Below are 17581 nucleotides of genomic sequence, written 5' to 3' on the forward strand. Positions count from 1 at the left end.
ATGGCCGCCGCGCGGCAGGCCGTCCGCGGGCGGCCATCCTGCGATGCCGCATGCCCTGGCCGGCGGGGTGCCGGCCTGGGCGGGTTCAGTGCGCTTCGGCCGCCTTCGCCGCCGCGATCGCGCCGGCCCGGTCTTCGCGGCCGCCGTTGAAGTACAGGTTCAGCAGCACCGCCGAGATCGCCGTCAGCAGGATGCCCGATTCCAGCAGCGGGTGCAGGCCGTGGGCCATGTGCTGGGTCCAGCGCGGCGCCACCAGCGGCACCAGGCCGAAGCCGATCGACAGTGCGACGATGTACAGGTTGTTGCGGTTGCTCTTGAAATCGACGTTGGTCAGGATGCGGATGCCGGTGGCCGCGACCATGCCGAACATCACCAGGCCGGCGCCGCCGAGCACGAAGGTCGGCACCGACTCCACCAGCGCGGCCATCTTCGGCAGCATGCCGAGCACGATCATGATCACGCCCGCCGCCACGCACACCCAGCGGCTCTTGACGCCGGTCACGCCCACCAGGCCCACGTTCTGCGAGAAGCTGGTGTAGGGGAAGGTGTTGAACACGCCGCCGATCACCGTGCCCAGGCCGTCGGTGCGCAGCCCCGCGGCCAGTTCGGTGCGGGTGATGTGCTTGTCGGTGATCTCGCCCAGCGCCAGGAACATGCCCACCGACTCGATCATCACCACCACCATCACCAGCGTCATCGTCAGCACCATCACCGGGTCGAAGGTCGGCATGCCGAAGGCGAAGGGCGTGACGACGGCGAACCAGTCGGCCTTGGCCACCATGTCGAAGTGCATCCTGCCCATCACCACCGCCACCACGCAGCCGACGACGATGCCGAGCAATACCGCGATGTTGGCGACGAAGCCGCGGCCGAAGCGCACCAGCAGCAGGATCACGAGCAGCACGAAGCCCGCCACCGCCATCGTGTCCAGCGCGCCGTAGCCGGGGTTGTCGACCATCGGGATGGCGCCCGGCAGGCGCGTCAGCTCGGTGCCGGCCGCGGCGGCGGCGTCCCTGGCGCCATCGACCATCTGCACCAGTTGCGGCACGTCGACGCTTTGCGCCAGATGGGCGGGGCCGCCCAGCGCCCAGCCCACGCCCACCCGCATCAGGCTGATGCCGATGATGGCGATGATGGTGCCGGTGACGACCGGCGGGAAGAAGCGCAGCAGCCGGCTCATGAACGGCGCGATGAGGATCGACACCAGCCCCGCGCCGATGATCGCGCCGAAGATGGCCCGCGCGCCTTCCGGCCCGCCCTGGACGTTGGCCATCGCGACCATCGGGCCGACGGCGGCGAAGGTGACGCCCATCATCACCGGCAGCTTGATGCCGAAATACTTGCCGAAGCCGAGCGACTGGATCAGCGTCACCATGCCGCAGCAGAACAGATCCGCCGAAATCAGCATGGCGACCTGCTCGGGGCTCAGGCCCAGTGCGCGGCCGACGATCAGCGGTACCGCCACCGCGCCCGCATACATGACCAGCACGTGCTGCATGCCCAGGGTGGCGAGGCGTCCGGCCGGCAGCTTCTCGTCCACCGGATGGACCTGCTGTGCGCCGCTTTTCGATGCGTGGTCTGACATGACGTACCCTTCCTTCGCTTGTTTGTCTCTTCGCCGCCGGGGCGGGCATTGGCCGGCAAGCCGCCGACGCAATGTCCGTGCCGTGCCCGTGGTCCGGGCCGCCATCGGGGTGATGGGCGGGCCGTGGGGAGTCAGGCAGCAGGTTCTTTTCGATGGTCCCTTGGTGTCCGCCCTGGCCGGGGATCGCCCGTCGTGGCGTGGTTTGCCGGCTGTTGGCCGCATGTGCTGCATTGACTTGAGATGCAGTCTAGGGACTCGATCGGGCCGATGGTGCGTGTGCCGTTAATAAGTGAAATACAAAAATTTATATTTTTGCGGCGCACAATCCCGGCGCGGACTGCCGGCGGCGGATGCACGAAGGCCGTGCGTCCGGTGGGACGGCACGGCCTTTGCGGAGGAGGCGAGGAAAGGGGGGCGGCTTAGCGGATCGCGCCCGTCAGCAGCATGTAGCCGGGCAGCCAGCCGGTGAGGACGCCCTGGCCGATCGCCATGGCGGCGGTGAGGCGGGCGACCGGCTTGCGCAGCGCCAGCAGCAGGAAGAACAGCAGCCAGAGCAGCGACCATGCGGCCCACGACGCGCCCAGCCACCAGTCCCACAGGCTTGAGGCGATACTCAAGGTATCGATCGCCACCGGCACCGCGGTGAGCGCCACGAACAGGCTGAACCAGCCCAGGCCGCGCCCGTCGGCGCCGGTCAGGCGGTTGAAGGCCACCCACAGGTAAGTGAAGGAGAACAGCAGCGACAGGGCCGCCGCCTTGATCGAGGCCTGGTCCGCGCCTTCGCCGAAGGCGAGCTTGAGCGCCACCAGCAGGGTCAGCCCGCCGGCGAACAGGTTGATGACCGAGATCTCGCGGTCGCTGATCCGGCCAAGCATCCACAGGCCGTTCAGGATCAGTACTGCGCCGACATAGAACAGCGACAAGCCGAGCAACATTGCGCACTCCTCGGATGCATTCAGGGCCGCGCGGAGTGTAAGGGCGCGGCATGCCGCGGAATGCCTCGGGCGCTGATGGCGTGTATCAGGAAAGGGATATGGAGAAAACCCGGCCGGCGTCCTTCAGCCCCGCGCCGGGATGACGCCGTGCTGCGGGAGCGTGATCTCGTCGCAGTTGTGCCCGGGTCCTGCGCGGTCGATGACGATGAATTCGGAGACGGCGTCCAGGGCGAGGAGGGGATGGTGCCACACGCCGGGCGCGTAATTGACGCCCTGGTGGGGTTGGGCGAGGAAGGCGCGCAGATCCTGTGCATCGGGGGCCGGGCCGGGGGGGGCGACGACGACCAGGTAAGGGTGCCCGGACATCGGAATGAAGGCCTGTGAAGCGAGCGGATGGCGCTCCATCATCGTGACGGTGAAAGGCAGGCGGCGCGGCTGTCCGCGGAAGATGGACACGATGGCGCGTCCTTCGGGCCCGGGCTCGAGGTTGGCCAGATCGTGGTAGCGCTCGGTATTGCCGGCATTGATGGTGAAATGGTGGGCCGCATCGTCGGCCTCGATCAAATCGCCGAAAGGCGCGAATGCCGCGCGGCTCAAGGGCTGGACCTGGAGGATGAAAGCGTTCTGCTCGGACATGGGACGCTCGTCGGAAGAAGATGGAAGGGACGGGCCGGATCGAAAGACGCGCCGCGCCGGCCCCCGGGGAAGGCGCGGCGCGGCCGCTCATCAGCGCGTGTCGAGCCTGCCCCACACGCGCAAGCGCGACACGCCGCCGTCGGGGAAGATGTTGAAGCGCACATGGGTGATCGGCCCGAGCTGGGCGATCTGCTCGGTGAACGTATGGACCGCATCCATCTGCAGTTTCTGCTCGGGCAGCAAGGTCTGCCAGAACATCGACTGTGTGGTGATCGAGCGGTCGGTCCCGCCCTCCACGTAAGCGGCCTGCAGCGAGCAGCGGTCGGGATAATTGCCCTTGAAGAAAGCGGTATCGACCTCGATCTTGTCGACGGAGCCGGGGGCGCCCAGCGCGATCACGCACCAATCGTTGCCGGGCTCGCGGCGGCGGCGGGTCTCCCAGCCGTCGCCCATGTTCATGCCGCGTCCGGGCAGCAGCAGGGCGGCGGCGGACGAACCGAAGCTCGCATCGTTCCACGACAGCGCGCGCCCGCCGTTCTCCAGCGCCACCAGATCGAGCAATGCGCCGGGCGCGGCGGCGGCCAGCGAGCCGACCGGTCGGCCATAGACGCGCAGGCGGGCGATGCCGCCATCCGGGTACATGTTCACGCGCAGGTGGGTCCAGGGCTGGGCGCTGTCGCACGCGAACAGATGATGGCTGTTGGGCCCGCATGCGGTCGCGGGCAGGATCTCGGTCCAGGCGGCGGCCTGCAGGGCGTCGGCCTCGTCGGACTCGGACACGCAGGCCTCGATGGACACGGCGGGGGGGTAGTTGCCGGTGAAGTGGGACGTATCGACGTCGAAGCCGCGGACGACGCCCTTGACGCCGAGGCGGACGACGGCCCAGTCATGGCCGGCGGTGCGCTTGCGTCGGGACTCCCAGCCGTCCATCCACTTCCCGTTGGTGTCGAACTTGCCGGGGACGAACTGCGCGGGCTCGGGGTTGAGCATGCGGGAGACGTCGGCGAAGAAGTCGTCGGAGACGGCGATGGCGCGTGCGCCGAGGCGTGGGTTGGCGAGATCGACGGAGCGCCGTGCCCAGTCGGGCAGTTCGGCGGGGGGGGCGAAGACGGGGGCGCCGGGGGTGTGGCTGGACATGAAGGTCTCCTTGGATTCAGAGGGGGGGCGGTGGGTATCAGGGCGCGCACGCCCGGCGAACGGTCGCGCCGTTCGCCGGATGCGCACAGGGGAGGGTCTGGAGGGGGTGAGGGATGCTCAGGCGCGGGCCGGGACCTCGATTGCGGTGGCTGCGGTGCCGGCCTCGGCCACGGCTTCGGGCTGGATCGGCGCGTGCAGGTCGACGATGATCTCGCCGTCGAGCACCTTGTGGGCGCGTTCGCGGTCGATGTCTTTTTCCCACACGCCGATGACGACGGTGGCCACGCAGTTGCCGATCATGTTGGTCAGCGCGCGGGCCATGCCCATGAACCAGTCGACCGACAGCACCAGCACCAGGCCGATGGCCGGAATCGCCGGCACGGCGGACAGCGTCGCGGCCAGGATCACGATCGCCGAGCCGGGCACGCCGTGCGCGCCCTTGGAGGTGACGAGCGAGATGGCGAGGATGGTCAGCAGGTCGACCGTGGACAGCGGCGTGTTGGTGGCCTGGGCGATGAAGACGGCGGCCAGCGTCAGGTAGATCGAGAAGCCGTCGAGGTTGAACGAGTAGCCGGTGGGAATCACCAGGCCGACGGTGGAATCCTTCACCCCCATCAGTTCGAGCTTGCGCATGACCTGCGGCAGCACCGAGTCCGACGACGCGGTGCCGAGCACCACCAGCAGTTCCTCGCGCATGTACTTCAGGAACTTGAAGATGTTGAAGCCGGCCAGGCGCAGGATGAAGCCGAGCACCATGATGACGAAGACCGTGCAGGTGACGTAGAACAGCGCCACCAGCATGCCGAGCTGCTTCAGCGAGCCGACGCCGTACTTGCCGACGGTGAAGGCGATCGCGCCGAGCACGCCGAGCGGCGCGAGCTTGACGATGAAGCCGATGAGCTTGAAGAACACGTGCGACAGGCTGTCGATGGCGGCCGTCACCGGACGCCCCTTCTCGCCCAGCGCCGCTACCGCGGTGCCGAACAGGATGGCGATCAACAGCACCTGCAGGATGTCGCCCTTGGCGAAGGCATCGACGAAGGTGGCCGGGATGATCTTCATGATGAAGTCGACCGTGCTCGTGGCCTGGGCGACGCGGTCGGTGTAGCCGGCCATGCTGGAGGCGTCGAGCGAGTTCGGATCGACGTTCATGCCGACGCCGGGCTGCAGCGTGTAGGCCAGCAGGATGCCGAGGGCGAGAGCGAAGGTGGTGACGATCTCGAAATACACCAGCGCCTTGACGCCGACGCGGCCGACCTTCTTCAGGTCGCCGGTGCTGCAGATGCCGTGCACGACGACGCAGAACACCAGTGGCGCGATGATCATCTTGATCAGCTTGATGAAGCCGTCGCCGAACGGCTTGAGCTTGACGGCGAACTCGGGCCAGACGACACCGACGACGACGCCGAGAATCAGGGCGATGACGACTTGCCCGAACAAAGTCCTGTAGAAACGCTTTTGCATGGCTTGCCTCGCGAACCGTGTGGAAGGGGCTGCCCCGGGGCAGGCGATGCCCTGGCAGCCGTTCTGGTTTTATGCCGCGTCCGGGCCGACCGGGGTTCGGCCTGCCTGTTTCGGCCACCACTGCGGGAACGCCGGATACCACGTCCACTAGCGATGCGCTGTTATATTTCTTCTGAAATGTTAGATATAACGACAGTGATATGGTACTAAAAATTTTTAATGGTAAAAAGCTGAGATGTTGACAGGCATTTGCCCTGTCCTGGCCGTGTGTGACAATGCCCGCATCACACGGGAGCGACGAAATGAACATGCCGGATGCTGACGGTCTGCTGCTGGCCGACAAGGCCTTTCTGGCGCTGCGTGAATTGCTGGCTGGCGGAGGGCTGCGCGCCGGACAGTTCGTGTCGATGCCCGACCTGGTGAAATCGATCGGCCTGCCGATCGCGCCCGTCAGGGAAGCGGTCAAGCGTGCCGAGTCCGCCGCGCTGGTGCGCGTGCTGCCCAAACGCGGCGTCGCCGTCATGGAAGCCACCCCGGAGCTGATCCGCGAGTGCTTCCACCTGCGCACGATCTTCGACCAGGAAGGCGCGCGCCAGCTCGTGCGCGCGGGGGGCAGGCTCGATGCCTTGCGCGCGCTGCACCAGCGCGTGCTCGATGCCGCGCGCGACGGCATCACGTCTTCGCTGCAGCGCGAGGCGATGGCGGTCGATTGGGCGCTGCATTCGGCGCTCGCGGATGCGCTCGACAACGACAGCGCACGCGAGATCTACGCCCGCAACCGCGACCGCATCTCGGTCATCCAGCATTCGCGGCCGCTGCTGCCCGACCGCATCGTGCCGGCGATGGAGGAACACCTGGCGATCATCGACACGATCGCCGCCGGCGAGGAGGAGCGCGCCGCCACCGCAGTGCGCGATCACTTCCGGCAGACCCTGCGCTGGTGGGGCATCATCGTCTGAAGCCTGTTTCGATCATGGGGCCGATGCCGTCGGCCCCCGTACCATGGCGCGGTCCGCTTGCACCAGAGGCCGCGCGTTTTCTCGAGTGAGCCTCACAATGCAGCCTTTCCGCCTCGCCATCCTCGCCCTGGTCGTGCTGTCGGGCATCTGGGGCTACAACTGGGTGGTGATGAAACAGGTCATCCAGTACATCGGCCCCTTCGACTTTTCCGCCATCCGCACCTTGCTCGGTGCGGCGACGCTGTTCCTGGTGCTGGTGGTGCTGCGGCGGCCGATGAAGGTGGGCGCGCTGCCCCAGGTGATGCTGCTCGGTCTGCTGCAGACCGGGGCCTTCACCGCCCTCATCCAGTGGGCGCTGGTGGCGGGCGGCGCGGGCAAGACCGCGGTGCTGGTCTACACGATGCCGTTCTGGACGATCCCGATCGCGTGGTGGGCGCTGGGGGAGAGGGTGCGCGGGATACAGTGGCTGGCGATCGCGATCGCCGCCTGTGGACTGGTGCTGATACTCGAACCCTGGAACATGGGCGGCAGTGCCTTCAGCAATGCGCTGGCCTTGCTCGGCGGGCTGACCTGGGGGGCGTCGGCGGTGCTGGCCAAGCGCATGCGGCGCGACCACGACTTCGACCTGCTGGCGCTGACCGCATGGCAGATGCTGTTCGGCGCGTTGGCGCTGTGCCTGGTCGCCAGCCTGCTGCCTTCGCGGCCGGTCGATCCGACGCCTTACTTCTTCGGTGCGCTCGCCTTCAACGCGGTGCTGGCGACGGGGCTGGCCTGGCTGCTGTGGCTCTACATCCTGCAGCACCTGTCGGCCGGCATGGCCGGGCTGTCGGCGCTGGGCATTCCGATGATCGGCGTGCTGGCGGGCTGGATCGAGCTGGGCGAACGGCCGTCGGCGGCCGAGTTTGCCGGCATGCTGCTGATCGGCGGCGCGCTGGCCCTGGTCAGCCTGTGGTCCGCGTGGCAGTCGCGCAGGCAGGGACGCTGACGCGCCGGCGGGGGCGGCCCGAGGGCCTTCAGTCGGGCGGGGGCGCCCCGCGCCGCCAGGCCGGTTCGCCCATCACATGGGTGGCCGCCACGGCGCGGTCGTCGCCGAGCATCATCAGCACGAACAGGCGCTCGTCTAGGCTGGCGCAGCCTGCCATGCGCCGGGCCATCAGCGGCGTGGCCTGCGGGTCGAGGACGACGAAGTCCGCTTCCCTGCCGGGCAGGAAGTTGCCGATGCGCCCGTCCAGGTACAGGCTGCGCGCGCCGCCCAGCGTCGCGAGGTGGAAGGCGCTCGCGGCCGACAGGCGCTGGCCCGCGAGCTGCAGCACCTTGTAGGCGTCGCCCAGGGTCTGCAGCATCGAGAAGCTGGTGCCGGCGCCGACGTCGGTGCCGATGCCCACGCGCACCCCCAGCGCCCGCGCCTGCGCCAGGTCGAACAGGCCCGAGCCCAGGAACAGGTTCGAACTCGGGCAGAAGCTCATTGCGCTGCCGGTCGCGGCCATGCGTTCGCGGTCGGCCCGGTCGAGCCAGATGCAGTGGGCGTAGATGCTGCGCTCGCCGAGCTGGCCGAAGCGGTCGTATACGTCCAGGTAGCTGCGCGCCTCGGGGTAGAGCCTGGCGATCCATTCGACTTCGCCGCGGTTTTCGGCCAGGTGCGACTGCAGGTGGAGGTCGGGGTGTTCGGCGAACAGGCGCCCGGCGCGCTGCATCTGCCCGCGCGTCGAGGTCCCCGCGAAGCGCGGCGTCACCGCGTACAGCAGGCGTTCGCGGCCGTGCCAGCGCGCGATCAGCGCGCGGGATTCGGCATCGCCCGCCTGTGCCGTGTCGCGCAGCTCCTCGGGGCAGTTGCGGTCCATCAGCACCTTGCCGGTGATCAGGCGCATGCGCCGCCGCAGCGCCGCGGCGAACAGCGCCTCGGCCGAGGCGGCGTGCACGGTGGCAAAGGCCATCGCCGTCGTCGTGCCGTTGCGCAGCAGTTCGTCGCAGAAGAAATCGGCCGTCGCGGCGGCGTGTACGGGGTCGGCGAAGCGCGCTTCTGCGGGAAAGGTGTACTTCTCCAGCCACGCCAGCAGTTGTTCGCCGTGGCTGGCGATGATGTCGGTCTGCGCGTAGTGGATGTGGGTGTCGACGAAGCCGGGCAGGACCAGCTTGCCGCGATGGTCGTCCAGCGCGATGTCGGACGGCAGCTTGGCCAGCATGTCTTGCGCCGGGCCCAGCTCGGCGACGCAGCCGTCGCGGATGGCGAGGATGCCGTCGCCGAAGTGCTGCCAGGCCGCCGCGCCGTGCTCGGCGGGGTCGGACAGGAAGTGCAGGATTTCGCCGCGGACGGCGCGCAGCGGCAGGGCGTCGGTGGTGCTCATGAGGCGGGTTCCGGTGCTCCGGGCTGAGCGAGCCTGCCGTCAGCCTGATTTCCATTCCAGCGATACTACCGGCATCGCCGCCGATGCGGGTGGCCGGCCGGCGATCCGCGTGCTTGAATGCAGGCGTGTCGATGCCTTGCGGATGCCCGTGCCCAGTGTCTTCGTTTCCTATCGCCGCGACGACAGCGCCGGCTTTGCCGGCCGGCTGACGGATGCGCTCGAACAGCGCCTGGGTGTGGGCAGCGTGTTCCGCGACGTGGACGACATCCGGCCCGGTGCCGACTTCGAGGCTGCCATCGAGCACGGCCTGCAGCGGGTCCGGGCCGTGCTGGTGGTGATCGGCCCGGGCTGGCTCGCGGCCAGCCGCGACGGCGAGCGCCGGCTCGACCGTGCCGACGATTACGTGCGGCGCGAGATCGAATGCGCGCTGATGTCGGGCAAGCCGGTGGTGCCGGTGCTGGTGGGGGGCGCGGCGATGCCTGCTGCGCATGCGCTGCCGCCATCCCTGCGCGGGCTGGCAAAACGCCATGCGCTGTCGCTCACCGACGCTTCGTGGCCGGCCGACCTGCAGCGGCTGCATGCGGTGCTGGCGCAGTGGCTGGGGGACGGCCCGGCGCCACGGCGGCGGCGCTGGGCGGGGGTCGTGGCCGCTGCCGCGCTTGGCGGCCTCGTCCTTGCCGCATGGCTGTGGCCGCGCTCCGCCGCGCCCGGCCCGCAGGCGCTGCAAGGGGTCTGGCAGGCGGAGGTGGCCTATCCGTGGAATCTCAGCCTGCAGGAGCGTTTCGAGTTCATGGTGCGCGACGGCGTGGTCGAGGGCAGCGCGAGCTTCCTCGGCGTCCCGCGCGCGATCGAACAGGCCGAGTGGCGCGACGGGCGCTTGCGCTTCGTCACGCGCGCGGGCTCCGTCGCCGGCGGCGAGGCGGTGCAGGAGATGGTGCAGCGCTACGAACTGTGGCCTGAGGGCGACGCCTTGCGCGCGAGCCTGCAGATACACCGCCGCCATGGCGTGGATGCGCCGCTCGGCTTCGTCGCCACGCGGCCCTGAGGCGGCGGTCCGCCCGGCGGGGCTTGCGCCCTCTGGTTCCCGCGCGGGACGCGTGGCAAAGTAACGGACTCTTCACCAGCCTGCGGATGCAGCCATGTTCTACGGCATCACCGATCTGACCGCCTTCATTCTCGGCACGATTTTCATCGTGCTGCTGCCCGGTCCGAATTCGCTCTACGTGATGGCCACCGCCTCGCGCTGGGGCGTGGCGGCGGGCTATCGCGGCGCGGCGGGCATCTTCGTCGGCGACACCATCCTGATGCTGCTCGCGGTCACCGGCATGGCCTCGCTGCTGCGCGCCACGCCCGAACTGTTCATGGCGATCAAGTACGCGGGCGCGGCCTACCTGGCCTGGGTCGGGGTCGGTCTGCTGCGCGCCAGCCTGGCCGCCTGGCGGCGTGGCAACGATGCGCCTGCCGAAGCCGTGCCCGACTACCCCGGCGTGGGCGGCACGCCGCATCCGTTCCGCACGGCGCTCGTCATCAGCCTGATGAACCCGAAGGCCATCCTGTTCTTCGTGTCCTTCTTCATCCAGTTCGTCGATCCGGCCTATGCGCATCCGGCGCTGTCGTTCGTGATCCTCGGCGTCATCGTGCAGACCTGCAGCGTGCTCTACCTGTCGGTGCTGATCCTGGCCGGCGCGAAGCTCGCGGCCCAGTTCCGCCGCCATCGCCGCGCGGCGGCCGGCGCCACCGCGGGTGTGGGGGGCGTGTTCATCGGCTTCGGCGCCAAGCTGGCGACGGCGACGCTGGGTTAGCCGCTCCTACGGAAAAACAGGCAGCTATTTTCGCGGTTGGCGCCGCTCCTACAGTAACGGGGAGCGCACTAACTGAACCGTATCGGGGGTAGCCGCTCCGGCCGGGGCGTCGGCTCAGGCCGTTATCCTGCCCAGGCCGCCGAAGAAGGGCTCGGCGCCGTCGCTGCCGATGTTCATGAAGAACTGGGCCTGGTTGTGCACGATGCGGCTGCGCACCAGCGCGGCCTGCGCGTCGGGCTTGCCTTCGAGCTTCTGGTAGGCCGCCGTGAATTCATCGTAGTTCTCGACCGCGCGCTGCAGTTGGTAGGCGCCCGAGAGTTCGGCGAAGCGGTTGCGCAGATCGAAATCGTTCTCGAACATCGCTTCGATCCGCGCCTGGTCCGGGTGGCTGTTGGCCACCCGGACCTGTCCGGCGAGATCGCTGCCGAGCACGGGGTCGGGCGGCACGCGGATGCCGGCGTCGCGAAAGCGGCGCGTGAGGTCGGCGGCAAAATCTGCCGTTGCCTGCGGCAGTTCGTGGCCTTGGAGAATGCGCAGCGGCGGGAGATCCGGCGGCGCGGCAGCGGTGGCCGGGGCCGTGGCGGCCGGCTCTTGCGCCCGTTGGCGCGTGATCGTGCCGGGCGTGGCCGGGGCAAGGGCGGTGGCGGTGGATAGTTGCATGACGGTGGGCCTGGCGAGTCTGTGCATGGCGTCAAGCAAGAATCATGCTGGTTCTTCGCCAGGCGCGCCGCGTGCCATCTGCGCCGAAGGCCACGGGCCCGAAAACGAGGGCCCGATGAGAAAAAGTGCGCGAACGGGACAGGGTGCCCAAGGCTAGAATCGCGGCCGGCACATACTGGTTCGCCGCTCCGATGTCCGGATCCGCCGCCGATGCCTGCCATGGCTTCGCAGCGGTCTATTCCCGATTGGAAACGCCAACATGTTACGCAAGCTGTTCATCCACTGCCTGGCGGCCGTACCCCTTGCTGGCGGCGCGTCGCTCGCCCATGCGCAGAGCGGGCAGCAGGCCGCGCTGGAGGCCGGGGGGCAACTGGTTGCCAGTGCCGTGGTGTGGGGCATCATCAGCTATACCCGCTGGCCTCAGCCGCCCCAGCCGCTGCGGCTGTGCATCATCGGCAACAGCACGCATGGCGATGCCCTGTACCGTCCGTCCGACTGGTTCGGGCCGGAGCGCAGCGTCACCGTGCATGGCGCCGTCACCGAGCAGGAAGCGGTCAGCCAGTGCGACGTGCTGTATGTCGGCAAGCTGCCGCCGGAGCGCTTGACGGCGCTCGTCAAGGCCCTGACCGGCAAGCCCGTCCTCACGATCGGCGAAGAGCGCGATTTCTGCTCCTTCGGTGGCATGTTCTGCCTCGAAGGCGCGGCCGGCAGTGTGCGTTTCGCAGCCAACCTCGATGCCATTTCCCGCAGCGGGCTGCGCGTCAACCCTCAAGTGTTGCGGCTGAGCAGACAGTTGCCGAACCGCCCATGACGAGCCTCAAGCGCACCACTCTTTTCCAGGCCTTGCACAGGACGTACTCGGATTCCACCGTCCTGGCGATTGCGCTGGCCGGTACCGCGCTGTTCATCCTGACCCTGCTCACGCTGAAGGGGCAGATCGAGCAGCACCTGCAGCTCGTTGCGCGCACCATCGCTTATTCGGCGGAGGCCGCCGTCCTGTTCGAGGACCGGGGGACCGCCTCCGAGATCCTGGTGCAGATCGCCGAGCGCGAGCAACTGCGGGCGGCCAGCATCACCACGCTCGACGGGCGCACGCTGGCCAGCCACGGCTTCGAAGGCAGCGGCCTGTCCGGGCATGTCGACGAGGCCGTGGGGCGGCTGCTGTTTCCCGATCCGATCGGCGCCGAGATCCGCTCCGGCAACAGGCGCATCGGCAAGGTGGCAGTACATGGCAACGGTGCGCGCTTCATCGTCTACACCCTGCAGGCCAGCATCGTCGGCCTGGTCTGTATTACCTTGTTCTTCTATGCCGCGCGCCGCCTGGCGCGGCGGATGGCGCAACGCATCACGAACCAGCTCCAGGTCCTGGCCGCCGCCACCCACGGCGCCCGGCTGAAGCAGGATTTCAGCCGCCGCGTGCCGCCCTTCGACATCGTCGAGTTCGACCAACTGGGCAAGGACTTCAATGCCTTGTTCGCCGAACTCCATGCCCGCAACCTCGAGCTGACCGCGCGCCAGTACAGCCTGGAGGTGGCCAACCAGACCTTGTCGCAGCTCGCGTTGCGTGACGGCCTGACCGGCCTGGCCAATCGGCGCGGCTTCATCGAGCGGCTGGAGCAGGCGCTGGCCGAGGCCAAGGCGTCCGGCAGCAAGGTCGGCGTGCTGTACCTGGACAACGACCGCTTCAAGCGGATCAACGATGAGTACGGCCATGCGGCCGGCGATGCGCTGCTGGTCGAGGTGGCCGACCGCATCCGCGGCTGCATCCGCGACACCGATCTCGTCGCCCGCCTGGGGGGCGACGAATTCACCGTGTTGCTGGATTCGGTGCGCGACGTCGAGGATGCCATCCTGGTCGCGGAGAAGATCCTGGCCGCCATGGTGCCGCCGCTGCCGGTCGGCGACACCATGATCGTCCCCGGCGTCAGCATCGGCATCGCCCTGTTCCCCGAGCATGGCCGGACCGCCGACCAACTGCTCATCGCCGCCGACCAGGCCATGTACACCACCAAGCAGAACGGGCGCGGCCACTACCGGATCTTCGATCCCGCAATCCATCGCCTGCCCACTTCCGGAGATTGAACCGCATGACCCGCAGTTTCCACCCTGGACCGCTCCAGTTCGTTCGCCAGTGCTTCCTGATGCTGGCGGCAGCGCTGTTGCTGGGCGCCTGCCAGACGCAGCCGCCGGCCGCACGCGGCCTCAGCGAGGCGCAGATCGCCACGCTGATCAAGGCCGGATTCACCGAAACCGAGGATGGCTGGGGGCTCAACCTGAGCGGGCGCATCCTGTTCGCGACCGATACCGACCAGCTCACCGATGAAGCCGCCGGGATCATCGAACAGGTCGCCACCGCGCTGAGCATCATCGAGATCGACCGCGTGCGGGTCGAGGGCCATACCGACAATACCGGCTCCCCCGAGTACAACCAGGCCTTGTCGGAACGGCGTGCCGAGGCGGTCGCGCGCGAGATCGCGCGGCATGGCATCCTCGACCGCAACGTCGTCCGCCGCAGCTTCGGCAACACGCGGCCGATCGCCGACAACGCCACGCCGGAAGGGCGTGCGCAGAACCGCCGCGTCGCCATCATCGTGCCCGGAGATTGAGCGCGATGCCGGCGCGGCGGCCTTTCCTGCTATCTTGCCCGCCATGCAGCCGATCATTTCCATCTCCGCGCTCTCCAAGACCTATTCCAGCGGCTTTGCCGCACTCAAGCACATCGACCTCGACATCCGGCGCGGCGAGATTTTCGCCCTGCTGGGGCCGAACGGCGCCGGCAAGACCACGCTGATCAGCATCATCTGCGGCCTGGTCAACCCGACCGCCGGGCGGGTGGCGGTCGATGGCCACGACATCATCCGCGACTATCGCGCCGCGCGCGCGATGATCGGCCTGGTGCCGCAGGAGCTGACCACCGACGCCTTCGAGTCGGTGTGGAACACCGTCAGCTTCAGCCGGGGCCTGTTCGGCAAGCCGCCGAACCCGGCCTACATCGAGGAGCTGCTCAAGGCGCTGTCGCTGTGGAGCAAGAAGGACGTCCGCCTGGTGGCGCTGTCGGGCGGCATGAAACGGCGGGTGCTGATCGCGAAGGCGCTGTCGCACGAGCCGCAGGTGCTGTTCCTGGACGAACCGACCGCCGGCGTGGATGTGGAGCTGCGGCGCGACATGTGGCAGCTAGTCCGCCGCCTGCGCGATACCGGCGTAACCGTGATCCTGACCACGCACTACATCGAGGAGGCCGAGGAAATGGCCGACCGCGTGGGCGTGATCAGCAAGGGCGAACTGATCCTGGTCGAGGACAAGGAAACGCTGATGCGCAAGCTCGGCGGCAAGCAGTTGACGCTGCAGCTCGCCGCGCCGCTGGCGCAGATCCCATCCGCGCTGGCGCACTACGGGCTGGTGCTGGCCAAGGGCGGCACGGAACTGGTGTACCGCTACGAGGACGAGGGCGAAGGCGAGGGCCGCGAAACCGCCATCGCCGATCTGCTGCGGGACCTGGGAAGCGCGGGCATCTGCTTTGCCGACCTGCATACCGCGCAGCGTTCGCTGGAAGATATCTTCGTGAGCCTGGTCAGCGCACGCGAGCAGGCCGTGACGGAGGACGCACGATGAACTGGCACGCCATCCGCGCCATCTATCTGTTCGAAATGGCCCGCACCCGCCGAACGCTGCTGCAGAGCGTGCTGGCACCGGTGATTTCCACCTCGCTGTACTTCGTCGTGTTCGGCTCGGCCATCGGCGGCTACATTCCGGAGGTCGAGGGGGTGAGCTACGGCGCCTTCATCGTGCCCGGGCTCATCATGCTCAACCTGCTGACGCAGAGCGTGTCGAACGCCACCTTCGCGATCTTCTTCCCGAAGTTCTCGCGCACCATCTACGAGGTGCTGTCGGCGCCGGTGTCGCACTTCGAGATCGTCGCCAGCTACGTCGGCGCGGCCGCCACCAAGGCGATCATGCTGAGCCTGATCATCCTGGCCACCGCCGCGCTGTTCGTGCCGCTGCGCATCGAGCATCCGCTGTGGATGCTGTTCTTCCTGGTGCTGACCGCGCTCACCTTCAGCCTGCTGGGCTTCATCCTCGGCATCTGGGCGGACAACTTCGACAAGCTGCAACTGGTGCCGCTGCTCGTCATCACGCCGCTGACCTTTCTCGGCGGCAGCTTCTACTCCATCGACATGCTGCCGCCGGCGTGGCAGACGGTGAGCCTGTTCAACCCGGTGGTGTATCTGGTCAGCGGTTTCCGCTGGAGCTTCTACGGCAGCGCGGACGTGGCGGTGGGCGTCAGCGTGGGCATGGCGCTGCTGTTCCTGGCGGTGTTCGTCGCCATCGTCATGTGGATGTTCAAGACCGGGTACAGGCTCAAGCCCTGAGCGCCGGCGGGTCGCCGACGTCTTCGAACACCTCGTCCAGCCCGATTTCCAGATCCAGCGAGGCCAGCACCAGCGCGCGTGCACTGTCGTGGGTGGCGAGTAGCCAGTCGCCGGAAGGCAGGCGGCGGCCTGGGCGAACACCTCGCCCGCGACGTATTCATGCTTGACGTCCTGCCCCGATTCTCAGGCGAGGAAGTCGTGGCGTTCGAAACGGCGCGCGCGTTCGGGCAGAGCCATGATGTGTTCCCGGCATCGTCTAACCCCATCGGGGGCAGGCTGCGCGCCGGCGGTGAGCCGGGCGCGGCCACGCGCAGGGCGGGCGCTTCATTGCGGCGAATGGCTCCACCTGGGGGTCAGCGGGTTGGTGATCGCGCGCCCGGCCCTGTAGTCCGGATCTTGTCGCAGCGGAAATACATGCGGAAGCGATTCCTGCCAGGCGGATGGCCGTCGGCACCGCTGTGCGCGAAGCATACGGTGTGGCGCCCGAAGCCGGCTGCCCGAGCGCGTGCCGCGCCGCGGGAAATCCGGTGTGTGAGGGGGACGTGTGCGTGCGGAAAGGCGAGATGGATGAATTGTGTACGATAGATGTTTTGAATGAATACAAAAAAATATTGTTTTATGTACAAACTGAAAATAAACTGCAAACAAAAGCAGGTGGCCCGTCTTTGCAGGCTGCCGATAATGGAGACAGGCAGAAATGGGCAAGAAGCGTACGTCGATCGATCTCGGCGCGATGCAGGGTGAGGACGCGATGTCCGGTGGCGGGCGTGACGAGGCGATCTACGGCAACCTGTATGCGGCCATCGTCGAGAACCATCTCGAACCCGGCACCAAGCTGCCCGAGGACACGCTGGCCGAGGCTTTCGGCGTCAGCCGCACCAGCATCCGCAAGGTCTTGCAGCGCCTGTCCTACGAGCGCCTGGTGGACATCCGCCTGAACCGTGGCGCCACGGTCGCCCAGCCCACGGTGAAGGAGGCGCGCGACATCTTTGCCGCGCGGCGCATCGTCGAATGCGGCGTGCTCGCGCAGGTGGTGGCCAAGGCCACGCCTGCCGGGCTGGATGTGTTGCGCACAATCATCCGCCGCGAGCACGAGGCCGAGGCGCGTGGCGACCGGCGCGAGTCGATCTACCTGTCGGGCGAGTTCCACGTGGTGCTGGCGCGGCTGTCCGAGAACGAAACCATCGTCGAATTCCTTGCCGGGCTGGTGTCGCGCTCGTCGCTGGTCATCGCCACCTACGGTGCGCCGATGGCTGGAAGCTGCCGCCATTCCGAGCATGAGGCGGTGCTGGATCTGATCGCCGCCGGCGACGTGGAAGGCGCGCGGGCGTGGATGGAACGGCATCTGAAGGACATCGAGCGCACCGTCGTGCTGGTCGAGGAGGAGCCCGCCGAGCCGGACCTGCGCAAGATCCTCGATGAGGTGGCGCGCCGCCACCGCGGCGGAGGCTGAGCGCTCCGCCCGGCAGCCGGGCCCTCTCCGGCCGCTGCCTGTATCCGGGCGCCTCTCCGTCCCGATTGGCGCCAACCCCGCCCCCAAGAAAGCGACCGGCCTCGAAGCCGGATGTCCGCCATTACTGGAGTAGAACGCAATGAACCCGCATACCCCGATCTCCTACCCTCGCGACCTGATCGGCTACGGCCGGAGGCCACCGCATGCGGCCTGGCCGGGCGGCGCCCGCATCGCG

At 68.0% G+C, this 17581-nt stretch carries 17 protein-coding genes and 1 pseudogene; 11 read left to right on the forward strand and 7 right to left on the reverse strand.

Annotated elements, in window-relative coordinates; genetic code table 11:
- Positions 1–85: 85 nt before the first annotated feature.
- The 5 genes from C666_RS15480 to C666_RS15500 form a co-directional block, all read right to left on the reverse strand.
- On the reverse strand, positions 86–1585 hold the full coding sequence (locus tag C666_RS15480; protein WP_004342751.1) for a nucleobase:cation symporter-2 family protein: 1500 nt from the start codon (positions 1583–1585) through the stop codon (positions 86–88).
- Positions 1586–2004: 419 nt separating this feature from the next.
- Entirely contained in the window at positions 2005–2520 is a 516-nt protein-coding gene (locus C666_RS15485) for an AmiS/UreI family transporter (RefSeq protein WP_004342753.1), read from the reverse strand.
- A gap of 123 nt (positions 2521–2643) precedes the next feature.
- Positions 2644–3156 (reverse strand): ureidoglycolate lyase, encoded by a 513-nt coding sequence (locus tag C666_RS15490; RefSeq protein WP_004342756.1) that lies wholly within the window; start codon positions 3154–3156, stop codon positions 2644–2646.
- A 90-nt stretch (positions 3157–3246) separates the two neighbouring features.
- The gene (gene alc, locus C666_RS15495) at positions 3247–4293 is read right to left on the reverse strand and encodes an allantoicase (protein WP_004342760.1); all 1047 of its coding nucleotides are present in this window, start codon (positions 4291–4293) and stop codon (positions 3247–3249) included.
- A 117-nt stretch (positions 4294–4410) separates the two neighbouring features.
- Positions 4411–5757: a C4-dicarboxylate transporter DctA gene (locus C666_RS15500; RefSeq protein WP_004342761.1), complete on the reverse strand. Its 1347-nt coding sequence runs from the start codon at positions 5755–5757 to the stop codon at positions 4411–4413.
- Positions 5758–6065: 308 nt separating this feature from the next.
- Here C666_RS15500 and C666_RS15505 point away from each other — a divergent pair, with 308 nt between their 5' ends.
- Both C666_RS15505 and C666_RS15510 read left to right on the forward strand, forming a co-directional pair.
- Positions 6066–6716 (forward strand): GntR family transcriptional regulator, encoded by a 651-nt coding sequence (locus C666_RS15505; RefSeq protein WP_038001245.1) that lies wholly within the window; start codon positions 6066–6068, stop codon positions 6714–6716.
- Positions 6717–6813: 97 nt separating this feature from the next.
- Positions 6814–7701 carry a DMT family transporter gene (locus C666_RS15510; protein WP_004342764.1) on the forward strand — a complete coding sequence of 296 codons (888 nt, stop codon included), beginning with the start codon at positions 6814–6816 and terminating at the stop codon, positions 7699–7701.
- 28 nt (positions 7702–7729) lie between these two features.
- On the opposite strand, the gene guaD is transcribed toward C666_RS15510, so the two are convergent.
- On the reverse strand, positions 7730–9061 hold the full coding sequence (guaD, locus tag C666_RS15515; protein WP_004342766.1) for a guanine deaminase: 1332 nt from the start codon (positions 9059–9061) through the stop codon (positions 7730–7732).
- Positions 9062–9203: 142 nt separating this feature from the next.
- Between guaD and C666_RS15520 the strand changes: the two genes are divergently transcribed.
- Positions 9204–10106 (forward strand): toll/interleukin-1 receptor domain-containing protein, encoded by a 903-nt coding sequence (locus C666_RS15520; RefSeq protein WP_004342767.1) that lies wholly within the window; start codon positions 9204–9206, stop codon positions 10104–10106.
- A 94-nt stretch (positions 10107–10200) separates the two neighbouring features.
- Entirely contained in the window at positions 10201–10863 is a 663-nt protein-coding gene (gene leuE / locus C666_RS15525; RefSeq protein ID WP_004342768.1) for a leucine efflux protein LeuE, read from the forward strand.
- Between the two features lie 114 nt (positions 10864–10977).
- On the opposite strand, the gene C666_RS15530 is transcribed toward leuE, so the two are convergent.
- Positions 10978–11523 (reverse strand): hypothetical protein, encoded by a 546-nt coding sequence (locus C666_RS15530; protein WP_004342770.1) that lies wholly within the window; start codon positions 11521–11523, stop codon positions 10978–10980.
- Positions 11524–11782: 259 nt separating this feature from the next.
- Here C666_RS15530 and yfiR point away from each other — a divergent pair, with 259 nt between their 5' ends.
- The 7 genes and pseudogenes from yfiR to C666_RS21000 form a co-directional block, all read left to right on the forward strand.
- Positions 11783–12334: a regulatory sequestration protein YfiR gene (gene yfiR, locus C666_RS15535; protein ID WP_004342771.1), complete on the forward strand. Its 552-nt coding sequence runs from the start codon at positions 11783–11785 to the stop codon at positions 12332–12334.
- On the forward strand, positions 12331–13605 hold the full coding sequence (gene dgcN, locus C666_RS15540) for a diguanylate cyclase DgcN/YfiN (RefSeq protein ID WP_004342773.1): 1275 nt from the start codon (positions 12331–12333) through the stop codon (positions 13603–13605). The genes yfiR and dgcN overlap by 4 nt, the downstream gene beginning before the upstream one ends.
- A 59-nt stretch (positions 13606–13664) precedes the next feature.
- On the forward strand, positions 13665–14129 hold the full coding sequence (gene yfiB / locus C666_RS15545) for an outer membrane lipoprotein YfiB (protein WP_086013370.1): 465 nt from the start codon (positions 13665–13667) through the stop codon (positions 14127–14129).
- Between the two features lie 43 nt (positions 14130–14172).
- Complete coding sequence (locus C666_RS15550) at positions 14173–15135, forward strand: ABC transporter ATP-binding protein (protein WP_004342776.1); 963 nt, start codon at positions 14173–14175, stop codon at positions 15133–15135.
- Positions 15132–15893, forward strand: coding sequence for an ABC transporter permease (locus C666_RS15555; protein ID WP_004342777.1), 762 nt, complete (start codon positions 15132–15134; stop codon positions 15891–15893). The genes C666_RS15550 and C666_RS15555 overlap by 4 nt, the downstream gene beginning before the upstream one ends.
- 697 nt (positions 15894–16590) lie before the next feature.
- A complete protein-coding gene (locus C666_RS15560) occupies positions 16591–17346 on the forward strand; it encodes a GntR family transcriptional regulator (protein WP_004342780.1) in 756 nt (251 codons plus the stop codon).
- A gap of 139 nt (positions 17347–17485) precedes the next feature.
- Positions 17486–17581 (forward strand): annotated as a pseudogene (locus tag C666_RS21000) (allantoinase); the annotation flags it as partial.

This window comes from Thauera linaloolentis 47Lol = DSM 12138, from assembly GCF_000310205.1.
Classification (GTDB): Bacteria; Pseudomonadota; Gammaproteobacteria; order Burkholderiales; family Rhodocyclaceae; genus Thauera; species Thauera linaloolentis.

Bases quoted from the DNA above. Each gene is read 5' to 3' on its own strand.
- yfiR (WP_004342771.1), top strand. From the start codon at position 11,783: ATGTTACGCAAGCTGTTCATCCACTGCCTGGCGGCCGTACCCCTTGCT.
- C666_RS15520 (WP_004342767.1), top strand. From the start codon at position 9,204: ATGCCCGTGCCCAGTGTCTTCGTTTCCTATCGCCGCGACGACAGCGCC.
- C666_RS15500 (WP_004342761.1), bottom strand. From the start codon at position 5,757: ATGCAAAAGCGTTTCTACAGGACTTTGTTCGGGCAAGTCGTCATCGCC.
- C666_RS15550 (WP_004342776.1), top strand. From the start codon at position 14,173: ATGCAGCCGATCATTTCCATCTCCGCGCTCTCCAAGACCTATTCCAGC.
- C666_RS15530 (WP_004342770.1), bottom strand. From the start codon at position 11,523: ATGCAACTATCCACCGCCACCGCCCTTGCCCCGGCCACGCCCGGCACG.
- alc (WP_004342760.1), bottom strand. From the start codon at position 4,293: ATGTCCAGCCACACCCCCGGCGCCCCCGTCTTCGCCCCCCCCGCCGAA.
- C666_RS15485 (WP_004342753.1), bottom strand. From the start codon at position 2,520: ATGTTGCTCGGCTTGTCGCTGTTCTATGTCGGCGCAGTACTGATCCTG.
- C666_RS15510 (WP_004342764.1), top strand. From the start codon at position 6,814: ATGCAGCCTTTCCGCCTCGCCATCCTCGCCCTGGTCGTGCTGTCGGGC.
- yfiB (WP_086013370.1), top strand. From the start codon at position 13,665: ATGCTGGCGGCAGCGCTGTTGCTGGGCGCCTGCCAGACGCAGCCGCCG.
- C666_RS15490 (WP_004342756.1), bottom strand. From the start codon at position 3,156: ATGTCCGAGCAGAACGCTTTCATCCTCCAGGTCCAGCCCTTGAGCCGC.
- leuE (WP_004342768.1), top strand. From the start codon at position 10,201: ATGTTCTACGGCATCACCGATCTGACCGCCTTCATTCTCGGCACGATT.
- C666_RS15555 (WP_004342777.1), top strand. From the start codon at position 15,132: ATGAACTGGCACGCCATCCGCGCCATCTATCTGTTCGAAATGGCCCGC.
- dgcN (WP_004342773.1), top strand. From the start codon at position 12,331: ATGACGAGCCTCAAGCGCACCACTCTTTTCCAGGCCTTGCACAGGACG.
- C666_RS15560 (WP_004342780.1), top strand. From the start codon at position 16,591: ATGGGCAAGAAGCGTACGTCGATCGATCTCGGCGCGATGCAGGGTGAG.
- guaD (WP_004342766.1), bottom strand. From the start codon at position 9,061: ATGAGCACCACCGACGCCCTGCCGCTGCGCGCCGTCCGCGGCGAAATC.
- C666_RS15480 (WP_004342751.1), bottom strand. From the start codon at position 1,585: ATGTCAGACCACGCATCGAAAAGCGGCGCACAGCAGGTCCATCCGGTG.
- C666_RS15505 (WP_038001245.1), top strand. From the start codon at position 6,066: ATGCCGGATGCTGACGGTCTGCTGCTGGCCGACAAGGCCTTTCTGGCG.